Raw genomic sequence first — 11,425 nt, 5'->3', positions numbered from 1 at the left:
GCAGCCATTTCGCCTGGACCACCAGCACGCCCGTCGCGGGCAGCGGCTGGTCGTCCCGCGCCGGATCCAGCACACGCGACGGCAACCCGGAGCGGCGCAGTTCGCGGCTCGGCATCAGGCAGCGCAGGCGCACGCCGGCGTAGGCCGGGTTCAGCGCGTGAGGCATCCAGTGAATCTGCAAACCGGCTCCAGCGCCCGCCTCCGACAGCGGGCAGGCCGCGATTGTGCGGCATGGTCGAAAGCCTCCCCCCGAAGGGCGGCCCTCCAAGTGGGTGGGGTCGGGGAGCGGCGTGCCGACTCATTTCCACGCCAGAATCCGCCGGGGGGAGTTGCACGCCGCGTGCGCGTCTCGCAGACGCCGCCGGTCCCCCCTTCCCTTGCCCCATGGCCGCATCGCCGGTCCGACCATAAAGATGACGACGCGATGACGACGAGCACCGCCACTTTCCTCTCCACCGGCCAGCCGGTGCTGCCGGGCCTGACCGCCGACGCCCCGCCCGCGCAACGCGACGCCGCGTGGCAGACGCTGCTGTCGGCGACCGATCCGATCCCGGCGCTGGCGCAGGTCGGCGGACGTGTCTCAGTGGCCTGGCGGCAGCCCGGCGGACGCACGCTGCTGGCGACGGACCGCTTCGGCATCGAGCCGCTGTGCTACCGCATCGTCGGCCATGAGCTGCAGTTCGCGACCCGCGCCGACGACCTGGCCGGCGACGAGGTCGACCTCGATCCGCAAGCGCTGTTCGACTACCTCTACTTCCACGTCATCCCGTCGCCGCGGACGGTGTTCCGCAACATCTTCCGGCTGCCGCCAGGACACGTGGCGATCTTCGAGCGCGGCGAGTTGCGCGTGACGCCCTACTGGACGCCGACCTTCCGCGCCGACCCGGCACCGAAGCTCGAGGACCTGAAGGTCGAGTTCAAGGAGATCCTGCAGCGCTCGGTGCAGCGGTCCATGCACGCGCCGGACGCGGCCTGCTTCCTGAGCGGCGGCACGGACAGCTCGACGGTCGCGGGCATGCTGAGCCGCGTCGCGGGGCGGCCGGCCGACACCTACTCGATCGGCTTCGAGGCCGAGGGCTACGACGAGATGGCTTTCGCGCGCATCGCGGCCAAGCACTTCGGCGCCCGGCATCACGAGTACTACGTGACGCCCAAGGACCTGGTCGACGGGATCGCCAAGGTCGCGACGCATTACGACCAGCCCTTCGGCAACAGCTCGGCGCTGCCGGCCTACTACTGCGCCCGACGCGCCTACGACAACGGCGTGCGGCACCTGCTGGCCGGCGACGGCGGGGACGAACTCTTCGGCGGCAACACGCGGTATGCGAAGCAGACGGTGTTCTCCTGGTACGGCAACGTGCCGGGCCCGCTGCGGGACTTCGTGCTGCAGCCGGTGTTCGGTTCGCCGATCGGCAGACTGCCGCTGCTGAAGAAGGGCGCCAGCTACATCGACCAGGCGCGGGTGCCGATGCCCGACCGCTTGCAGAGCTACAACCTGCTGACCCGCCTGGGCATGGCCGACGTGCTGGAGACGGACTTCCTGCGCCGCGTGGATCCGCTCGGGCCGCAGAAGCAGCAGCGCCAGGTGTGGGGCGGACTCAAGACCGGCAAGCTGGTCGACCGGATGCTGGCCTTCGACTGGCGCTACACGCTGGCCGACACCGACCTGCCCAAGGTCGTGGGCACGACGCGGTTGGCCGGGACCTCGGTCGGTTTCCCGATGCTGGACGACGAGCTGCTGGCCTTCTCCGAGCGCCTGCCGGCGGACTACAAGCTCAAGGGCCTGCAGCTGCGCTGGTTCTTCAAGGAGGCGCTGCGCGGCTTCCTGCCCGACGAGATCATCGTCAAGAAGAAGCAAGGCTTCGGCCTGCCCTTCGGCGTCTGGGCCACCCGCGACGCCAACCTGCGCGCGCTGGCCGAGGACTCGCTGGGCAGCCTGTCCACACGCGGCATCGTCCGCCCGGAGTTCATCCGCAGCCTGCTCAAGGAACGGCTGCCGGAACACCCCGGGTACTACGGCGAGATGGTCTGGATCCTCATGATGCTGGAGCAGTGGCTCAGGGGTCGGCGGCCGAACTACCGCGTCTGAGCGCGCTTCACGACAGCAGCGCAGGAGCGGTCAGACCGTGTCTTTCGCCCAGCATCCCAGAGGACTCGTCGAACTCCACCTGGAAGTCGGTCGCCGGATTCATCGCAAGAATCCATCCGGCATAGCGCTGCTCCTCGAACGCGAAGCCCAGACCGCGCCAGATGATCTCCTTGGCGGCCAGTCCATCCAGCGCCACGTCGATCTCCGATGTGGACGGAGGGCTGCCCGGCGGCACGCCCTGCATCACCTCGATCAACGCCGCGGCCCTCTGCTTGCACCACATCAGATGCGGCGCGAATCGAGGCCCGGTCTCCGCCATCACGCGCACCAGCGCCAGCTCCAGGGCGGACAGCGTTCGCATCCTGGCGATGAGTTGCTCGCGCCCTTCCGTCGACCGTTCATCGACGAGCAACTGGTAGACCTGATCCGCGGCGGACTGTGAGCGCACGCCGGTATCGCGCAAGGCATCGCAGACATCCATCAGTTCCAGCGGTCGATGTAGAAGGGTATCGAACCCGCGCGACATCAGATCCGCATCCGGGCGGCAACGCGGCGCCAGTCGTGCTCGTACCCAATCGACGAAGTCATCTCCGAGGCGGGGCAAGGCTCGCACGTGGGCGTTGTAGAACGCCTCCTGCTTGTTGGCCACGAGCTTGCGCAACTTGTGCGCGTGCGAACCGGTCGCCAGGACGCGAACGACGAGGCCCTCCCGATTCAGCCGGATGGCGCTCCGCGTCAGCGACGCCAGCACGCGACGCGCCGGATCGCTCTGCTGGCAGAGCTGCACTTCGTCCAGCACGATCACCAACGGGCGCCTGCAGGCTCGCGCCAGGGTCTGGAGCAATCCGAAGGTGCGCTTCGAGTAGGTGGACTGCGCCTGCTCCACTGCCATTTCAAGCCCGCCGAGCCGGATGTTGGTCAGTCCCAGCCCGCGGGCCATGCGCATGACAAACCCATCGAACGCCCGGACCTCGTCGCGCAACGCCAAGGGAATCGACACGGAGGGATCCACTTCCAGGTCGACTGCGAGGTCGATGTAGACGACATGTGCGTCGTGCACTTCCTCGAGGGCCGGGATGAGATCCCATTGCACGAAGGTGCTCTTTCCGATCTGACGCGGACCGCTGAGGAGCATGCCCTTGCGTCCGACGGCGGACATCAGGTGGTCGGCGAACGACAGCGCCAGCTCGCGTCGGTGGAAGAGATCGACGGGCGCTTTGGCCCTGCCCGGGAGAGAGGCAACGCCCTGTACTGACCGGGCTTCGTTGAAAGCAGGCAGAACATGGCGACCTGGAAAGCTTTGAACTTGCGACATGGAGACCTCCAGACCACAAATTCTTAGCCCGTCCGGACACGTCGAATTTCAGCGGGGGCGGCGAAACGGGGTCAGTCGTTGCGCCGCGCCCACGAACTGGCGGGAATCTTTTGGGGGTGTTTGTCGACCGACAATGCCGGACGCGCTCAGACGACCGCTGCGGGGCCGCCCATGCGCGCGTTGCGCATCATCCGCGCCGCAAACATCGCCGTGGAGTTCCCCCACGGCGTGTAGCGCGGCAGCTGGAACAGGTCGGCGCCGGGCAGCGCCACGCCGGCCGACGTGCTGACCGCCGCTTCGAAGCCGAGCTCGCGCAGCATCGCCGCGTGGCCCGCGTCGTAATCGCGCACCGGTCGTCCGTTCGGGTACGCGAAGCTGCGCACCGGCCGGCCCAGCAGCGCCGCGAGATGATCGCGCCCCGCCCGGACCTGCGCGCGGGCGTCTTCGAGCGGCAGCGTCGTCAGCACCGTGTGATCCACCGTGTGGCCGCCGATTTCGTGGCCCGCGTCGGCCAGCTGCTTCAGCTGCGCATCGGTGAGCATCAGATCGTCCGGCATCGCGCCGACCGGCTGCGCCGCCACCATCCGCCGCACCTGGGCATCGCGTTCGTCGGGCGCCAGATACTTCAGCTGCACCTGCAGCGCGGTGACCGCCTTCAGGCGATCTTCGGTCGTCGCGACCGGATGCACGCCCATCCCCACCGCCGACAGATCCAGCACCGGCCCCGGCACCAGACGCACGAACTCGACCACCGTGTCGCTGAACATGCGGCCGCCGTTGAGGTAGCCGGTGGCGATGAACACCGTCGCGCGCGCGCCATGCCGCGCCAGGATCGGATGCGCCACCGTCCAGTTGTCCGCGTAGCCATCGTCGAAGGTGATGCACGCCGCGCGTTTGGGCAGACGACCTTCGCGCAGCGCGAGCGCCGCGTCGGTCACCGTCATCAGCCTGAAGTGCCGCGCCAGGAAGGCCACCTGCGCCTCGAAACGCGCCGCGTCGATCTCGCCCGGACGCATCGCGTCGGGCTCGGGCAGCACGCGGTGATAGATCAGGATGCTCAGCGCGGGCTCGCCCCGCGGCCAGCCGAGCAGGCTCAGCGATGCCAGCATCAGGTGCCTCCCCAGTACGGCGAATGCACGTCCCGCGGCGCCTGGCCCGCGGCGACCGCGGCCTGCCTGCGGCCGGCCACCTCCGCGGCGACCACGCGGTTCACCACCACCACGATCAGCACCAGGTAGTACGGCAGGTCGAAATACACCAGGCTCAGGAAGGCGCCGCCGGTCGCGTAGCCGATCAGCCCGACCTGGCACATCGCCGACAGGTCCCGCGCCCATTGCAGGTCGGGCAGGTCCTTGGCGTTGCGGATGGTCGCGCTCGCCAGCCGCCAGGTCGTCGCGAAGATGCCGACGAAGATCGCCAGGCCGAAGAAGCCGTGCTCGCCCATCGCCTGGAAGTAGATGCTGTGCGCCGTCAGCGGCACCGACGGATCGGGCGCGTACTTCGCGAACACCGCCGGACCCGCGACCGTGAAGCCACCGCCGAACGGGAACAGGTCGATCGCCAGCCGCCAGGCCATCTGCCATGCGTTGATCCGCCCCATCGCCGACGAATCCTGGTCGTAGGTCTTGATGGTCTCCATCCGGTTGGTCCAGCTGTCGGGCATGAACACGAAGATCAGCGGCAGCGCCACCAGCACCACCAGCGCCAGCGGCAGCTTGTTGCGGCTCTTCATCCACATGAAGAAGGACATCGTCACGATCGCCAGGAAGGCGCCGCGCGACTGCGAGCCCACCGCCGAGGCCATGCACAGCAGCATGGCGGCCGTCGCCAGGTGACGCTGCCAGGACTTGGTCGCCTGCAGCTGCAGGTAGCGGATCAGCGGCACCGTCATGATGGTCGCCAGCGCCAGCGAGTTGTTGTCCTCGATGAAGGAGCCCTCCGGCCCCCACACCCGCGCCGAGCCGCCGGACAGCACCGTGAACACGCCGCCCTTGATGCCGTAGTAGCCGATCGAGATCACCAGCACCATCACCAGCCAGTCCAGGTCGCGCCGCCGCTTCACCACCAGCAGCGACACCAGCACCATCAGCAGCACCTTGAAGGCGCGCGACCAGAAGTTCATCTCCTTGTCCGGATAGAACGAGAACAGCAGCGGCGACACGCCGATCCACAGGATCCAGATCGCCAGCAGGACCGTCACCGCATTGACGGGGAACTTCACCAGCTTGTCGCGGTGCACGAGGAGACTGGCGAACAGCGCCAGCGCGATCACCATGGACCACGGCGCGTCGTGCGCGAAGCCGTAGGCCAGGCGGTGCGGGTTCATCACCCCCATCCAGACCCAGCCCAGCACGCCCCACATCGGGTCCTTGAAGGTCTTGTAGATCAGGGCCATGAACAGGCCCAGCATCAGCAGGTCACGCATGGCGCAGCTCCGGCGACCGGCGCGCGGTCAGGATGCGGTGGAACAGGTCGAGCTGGCCTTGCGTCGTCGCATCCCAGCTGAAGCGCTCGGCGTAGCGCCGCGTCGCGGCGCGATCGCGGGGCGACGCGCGCAGCCGGCGCACCGCCTCGGCCACGCCGACCGCCGTGCGTTCGGGCATCAGTTCGCCGGCCTCCGGGCTGGCCACGACCTCGGGCGTGCCCCACACGTTGGAGGCGGCCACCGGCGTGCCGCAGGCCATCGCCTCCAGCAGCACGTTGGCCCAGCCCTCGCGGCTCGAGGCCAGCACCAGCGCGTCGACGCCGGCATAGACCTCGCGCAGCCGCGCCTGCGGCAGCGCGCCCAGGAAACGCACCCGCGCGCTCACGCCCAGCGACTCGGCCAGGCGGCGCAACGCGCCCTCCTCCGGGCCGGTGCCGGCGATCAGCAGATCCACGTCGGGCAGCTCGGCGAGCGCGCCGATGACGAGTTCATGGCCCTTGCGCTCGATCAGGTGGCCGACCGAGGCCAGGGTGAAGCGCCCCGCGGCCAGGCCCAGCGCGGCGCGTGCCTCGTCGCGGCCGGCTGGATGGAAGAGCGTCAGGTCCACGCCGTTGCGCAGCGCGGTCACCTTGGCGGGGTCCGCGCCCAACGCGACCAGCTCGTCCTTCAGCGCCTCGCAGACGGTGATCATCGCGTCGGCCTGGTCGGCCGCGCGCAGGATCAGCTTGCGCGGGAAGGCGTGCTGGGGAATCAGGTTGATGTCGGTGCCGCGTGCGGTGATCACCACCGGCTTGTTCAATGCGCGCGCCACCATCACCGCGGCGACGCCGTCGGGATAGAAGTAGTGCGCGTCGATCAGGTCGAAGTCGTAGCCCGTCGCCTGCAGTTGCCGCGCGGCGCGCAGGAAGGTCCAGGCCAGCGTGTACGGCGCGCTGCTCATGCCCACCTTGGGCAGCCGCACGAAGCGCGGGTGCGTGATGTCCAGGCCGTGGCGCGATTCGCGCGCCGGCGTCGCGGCGAACTTGCCGTACTCGCCGAAACGCTCGCCCCGGAGCGGGAACCACGGCACCGGCGCGATGACGCGCGACTCGGCCTGGCCCGACGCGATCAGGTGGCGCAAGCGCGTCTCCACGAAGATGCCGTGGCTGGGCATCACCGCGCTCGGGTACAGCGTCGAGAAGGTCAGCAGCTTCAGCATGCTCAGGCCTTCGCGTCCTCGGCCGTCGCCGTTGTCGCCGTCGCCGTCGTCGTTATCGCCGCCGCACGCGGGCCCTGCCCGCTCTTGAGCGCCTGTCCGATCGCCACCACGCGCGCGGCGTTGCCGTGCCAGGTCAGTTGCAGTCGACCGATCGACGCGCGGGCGCCCTCGCCCAGGCGGCGGCGCAAGGCCTCGTCCGACGCCAGCCGCGCCAGCAGCGCTTCCAGCGCGCCGGGTTGCGTCGGATCGAAGAGCAGCGCGTTGAGGTCGTCGTCCAGGACTTCCTCGATGTTGGGCTGGTTCGGCGCGACGATGGCCTTGCCGAGCGCCAGGTACTCGAAGAGCTTCAGCGGCGAGGCGTACGCGACCACCGCCGGCTGCAGCGCGATGTCGAAGGCGGCCACGTAGGCCGGCACCGCGTCGCGGGAGACGACGCCGGTGAAGCGCACGCGTTCGCCGAGCTTCAGCTCACCCGCCAGCGCTTCGAGGTCGGCCCGCGCCGGTCCGTCGCCGACCAGCAGCAAGCGCGCATTCGCGGGCGCCGCGTCCGTCGCCATCCACCGGATCACACGGTCCATGCCGTGCCAATCCCGCACGAAGCCGGTGAAACCCAGCACCAGCGCGCCGTCCCAGCCGAGCGCGCGCCTGGCCTCGTCGGGCGACGGCGCCGCGTCGAAGTGTTCTTCGTTGATGCCGTTGGGGATCACGACCAGCCGGTCCTGCGGCACGCCGCGCGCGCTGATCATCGCGCCCAGCACCTTCGTCACCGGCAGCACCGCGTCGGCGCCGCGCCAGACCGTGTCCTCGGCCCAGCGTGCGATGCGCGGCAGCGCGAGGCCGCCGAACTTGGTCCGCTCGTCGACCAGCGGCGCGTTCACCTCCAGCAGCAGCGGCACGCGCAGGCGACGCTTGAGCATCAGCCCGCTGAGCAGGAAGAGGTTGTAGCGCTCGTAGATCAGGTCGGGCTGGAAGTCCCGGGCCGCCGCCGCCAGGCGGCGGTAGGCCACCAGCGAATACGCCAGCTCCAGCAGCTCGTAGACGAACTTGGGCAGCTTCGCGCGCAGGCGGTGCACCCAGCCGGTGTCGTCGCCCATCTTCGCCTTGTCCTCGGGCGCCGATTCGCCGCCGGGCGCGACCACGCGCACCTCGTGGCCGAGCGCGCGCAGCGAGCCGATCATCTCCTCGATGTGGACCGCCTGGCCGTCCTTGGATGCGGTGCGATGGTGGTAGAGGATCTTCATTCGGAACTCAGGCGGCCTCGCGCATCGAGGTCGCGCCCATGACATTGCGCAGGAACGCGTCGTACATCAGCAAGGTCCAGAGCGGCGTGCTGTGATCGCGGCTGCCGTTCTCGTGCTGCTCGACCATCTGGCCGACGGTCTTGAGGTCGAACATGCCCGAGTCCGCGAGCGGGCCGCCCAGCAGCGAGTTCCGCACCCGCTGGCGCAGCGGGCCGCGGAACCAGCGCGACAGCGGCACCGCGAAGCCCATCTTGGGCCGGTACAGCACGTCGTTGGGCAGATGCGGTTCCAGCGTCTTCTTGAACAGGTACTTGCCCTCGCCGCCGCGCAGCTTCAGGTGGGACGGCAGCGTCGCCAGCCACTCGACCAGCGGGTGGTCCATCAGCGGCTCGCGCACTTCCAGCGAATGCGCCATCGACGCGCGGTCGACCTTGGTGTTGATGTCGCCGACCAGGTAGGTGTGCGTGTCGATGTACTGGATCATCGCCAGCGGATCGTCGGTGTTGGCGCGCTCCGCGTGCTGCAGGAACAGGTCGCGCGCGTTGTAGCCGCCGAGCTCGGACTTGAAGCGCGCGCTGTACAGCGGCATGCGTTCGTTGTCGCGGATCACGGACATCGTGTGGAAGTAGGCCTCCACCGAGTTGCGTGCGAGCGCCTGGAAGGTGGTCTTCGCGCGGAACACGCGCGGCGCCCAGTCCGCCTTCGGATAGAGCCGGCCCAGCGTGCCGAACAGCGGCTTGCGCAGCCCCAGCGGCAGGCTGGCGCGCATGCGCTCTTCCATCATGTGCAGCTTGTAGCGGCGGTAGCCGCCGAAGCTCTCGTCGCCGCCGTCGCCCGACAGCGCCACCGTCACGTGCTTGCGCGCGAGCTGGCAGACGCGGTAGGTCGGGATCGCGGAGCTGTCGGCATAGGGCTCGTCGTAGAGGCGCGCCAGCGTGTCGATCAGGTCGAAGTCGTCGCTCTGGACGGTCTCGACGTGATGCTCGGTCTGGTAGCGGTCCGCCACCATCTGCGCGAATTCGGACTCGTTGTACTGCGGGTCGTCGAAGCCGATCGAGCAGGTCTTCACCGGCCCGTTGGTCTCGCCGGCCATCATCGCCACGACGGCGCTGGAGTCCACGCCGCCCGAGAGGAAGGCGCCCAGCGGCACTTCGGAGATCAGCCGCAGCTTGACCGCCTCGCGCAGGCGGCGGGTCAGTTCTTCCTGCGCCTGGACCTCGTCGATCTTGTTGTCCGTCGTGAAGTTGACGTCCCAGTAGCGGCGCGGCTGGCCCAGCGCTTCGCCGCGTTTGATCACCAGCGTGTGCGCCGGCGGCAGCTTGAGCGCCTGGCGGAAGATGGTGCGCGGCTCGGCCACGTAGCCCAGCGCGAAGTACTCCTCCACCGCCTGCGGGACGATCTCGCGCTTCATGCCCGGATGTGCGAGCAGCGCCTTCAGCTCGGAGCCGAAGACCAGCGTGCCGTCGTCCAGCAGGCCGTAGAACATCGGCTTCACGCCGAGCCGGTCGCGCGCCATGAAGAGCTGGTCGCGCGCCTTGTCCCAGATCACGAAGGCGAACATGCCGCGCAGCTTCTGCACGCAGTCCTCACCCCAGGCGGACCAGGCGTGCACGATGGCCTCGGTGTCGCTCTTCGTCTGGAACTGGTAACCCAGCGCGGTGAGCTCTGCCGTCAGTTCCCGGTAGTTGTAAATCTCGCCGTTGAAGACGATGCCCACCGAGTGGTCCGCGTTGAACAGCGGCTGCTGGCCGGTCGCGATGTCGATGATGGACAGCCGGCGGTGGCCGAAGGCCAGGCCGGGCTGCAGGTGGATGGAGCCTTCATCGGGGCCGCGGTGGTGCAGCGAGTCGTTGATGCGATGCATCAGCGCGCCGTCGAAGTCGCGCCGCCCCCGGGTATCGAAAAGTCCGCTGATTCCGCACATGGTCCTACCCCGCGTCCGTCCGTGTCAGTTCTTGTGGCTGGCGGCATTGTGGCCGCGCAGCGTGTCATACAGGCCCTGGTACCGAGCGACCATGGCGCGCATGCTGAAATCCTGCTCGACCCGCGCGCGGCCGGCTTCGCCCATCGCGGCGGCGCGCGCCGGATCGCGCGTCAGGCGCAGCAGCGCCGCGGCCATCGCGGTCGGATCCGCGGCGGGCACCAGCAGGCCGCTCACGTCGCGCGTGACCAGGTCCGCGTTGCCGCCAACCTCGGTCGCGACCACCGGCAGCCCGCTGGCCATCGCCTCGAGGATGGTGTTGGAGATGCCCTCGGCCAGCGACGGCAGCGCGAAGACGTGCAGCCCGCGCATCACCGCCGGCACGTCGGTGCGCTCGCCCGGGAGCCAGGCGATGTCGCTCAGGCCTGCCTCGTCGAGCAAGGCCTGGCACTGCGCCCGCAGCGGACCGTCGCCGATCAGCACGAGCCGGGCGCATTCCCGGAGGTCGGGCGCCTGGCCGATCAGCGCGATGAAGGCCCGCGTCAGCGTGAGCTGGTCCTTCACCGGCGCCATGCGGCCGACCGTGCCGATCAGCCAGTGGGCGGCGGGATCGAAGGGGCAGCCGGGGATGAGCTCGACCTGCTGGCGCTGGAAGCGCACCGTGTCGACGCCGTTGACGAACTGGCTCACACGCGCCGGCGGCACGCCGACCGGGCCGGTCAGGTAGTCGCCGAGGTCGCGCGACAGCGCGATGTAGTGCGAGACGAAGGGCTTGTAGAAGCGGCGCACGCGCTGGTAGGCGCGGTTGCGGCCGTCGAGGTCGCCGACGTCGCGGCCGTGCTCGCCATGGACGCGCACCGGCACGCGCGCGGCCCAGGCCGGCAGCTGGACTTCCAGCGCGGCCAGGTTGCGGCTGTGCACGATCGCGGGCTTGAGCGCGCGGAACAGCTTGTAGAGCTTGGGATAGAGCCAGAAGCCCTGCCCCGGCGGCTTGTCGAGCGCGAAGCACTCGACGTCGTCACGCTGCAGCCGCTTGCGGAAGTCGGTGACCTCGGTCAGCGCGACGATCGCGTGGCGGTAGCGGTCCGCCGGCATGTGGTTGATCAGGTTCACCACGCCGTTCTCGAGCCCGCCGGTGTCGAAGCGGTACATCACGTGCAGCACCAGCGGCCGCTCGTCGGCGGTCGAGAGCGTCCGCTCGACGCTCAGGCCGGCGCTCATCGCGGCGCTCCCGCC

The 11,425-nt window shown here is 69.3% G+C and carries 8 protein-coding genes; 1 reads left to right on the top strand and 7 read right to left on the bottom strand.

From position 1 onward, the window contains the following. The first annotated feature begins 424 nt into the window (after positions 1–424). A complete protein-coding gene (locus VF536_RS13205; protein WP_331615310.1) occupies positions 425–2,089 on the top strand; it encodes an asparagine synthase C-terminal domain-containing protein in 1,665 nt (554 codons plus the stop codon). Between the two features lie 7 nt (positions 2,090–2,096). Here VF536_RS13205 and VF536_RS13200 read toward each other — a convergent pair whose 3' ends face one another. The 7 genes from VF536_RS13200 to VF536_RS13170 form a co-directional block, all read right to left on the bottom strand. Continuing rightward, positions 2,097–3,404 carry a hypothetical protein gene (locus VF536_RS13200; RefSeq protein ID WP_331615309.1) on the bottom strand — a complete coding sequence of 436 codons (1,308 nt, stop codon included), beginning with the start codon at positions 3,402–3,404 and terminating at the stop codon, positions 2,097–2,099. 146 nt (positions 3,405–3,550) lie between these two features. Beyond that, entirely contained in the window at positions 3,551–4,513 is a 963-nt protein-coding gene (locus VF536_RS13195) for a polysaccharide deacetylase family protein (protein ID WP_331615308.1), read from the bottom strand. Then, positions 4,513–5,829 (bottom strand): putative O-glycosylation ligase, exosortase A system-associated, encoded by a 1,317-nt coding sequence (locus VF536_RS13190; RefSeq protein WP_331615307.1) that lies wholly within the window; start codon positions 5,827–5,829, stop codon positions 4,513–4,515. Before VF536_RS13190 ends, VF536_RS13195 begins: the two co-directional genes overlap by 1 nt. Then, complete coding sequence (locus VF536_RS13185; protein ID WP_331615312.1) at positions 5,822–7,024, bottom strand: glycosyltransferase family 4 protein; 1,203 nt, start codon at positions 7,022–7,024, stop codon at positions 5,822–5,824. The genes VF536_RS13190 and VF536_RS13185 overlap by 8 nt, the downstream gene beginning before the upstream one ends. A gap of 5 nt (positions 7,025–7,029) precedes the next feature. Beyond that, positions 7,030–8,268: a glycosyltransferase family 4 protein gene (locus VF536_RS13180; protein WP_331615306.1), complete on the bottom strand. Its 1,239-nt coding sequence runs from the start codon at positions 8,266–8,268 to the stop codon at positions 7,030–7,032. A 7-nt stretch (positions 8,269–8,275) separates the two neighbouring features. Continuing rightward, positions 8,276–10,192 (bottom strand): XrtA/PEP-CTERM system amidotransferase, encoded by a 1,917-nt coding sequence (locus tag VF536_RS13175; protein WP_331615305.1) that lies wholly within the window; start codon positions 10,190–10,192, stop codon positions 8,276–8,278. A 24-nt stretch (positions 10,193–10,216) separates the two neighbouring features. Beyond that, positions 10,217–11,410, bottom strand: coding sequence for a TIGR03088 family PEP-CTERM/XrtA system glycosyltransferase (locus tag VF536_RS13170; protein ID WP_414710363.1), 1,194 nt, complete (start codon positions 11,408–11,410; stop codon positions 10,217–10,219). Positions 11,411–11,425: the final 15 nt, after the last annotated feature.

The sequence above is a fragment of the Roseateles sp. genome, assembly GCF_036486225.1.
Lineage (GTDB): Bacteria > Pseudomonadota > Gammaproteobacteria > Burkholderiales > Burkholderiaceae_C > Roseateles.
Note: the sequence above shows the minus strand (reverse complement) of the source record. Positions and strands in the feature narration are given on the sequence as shown.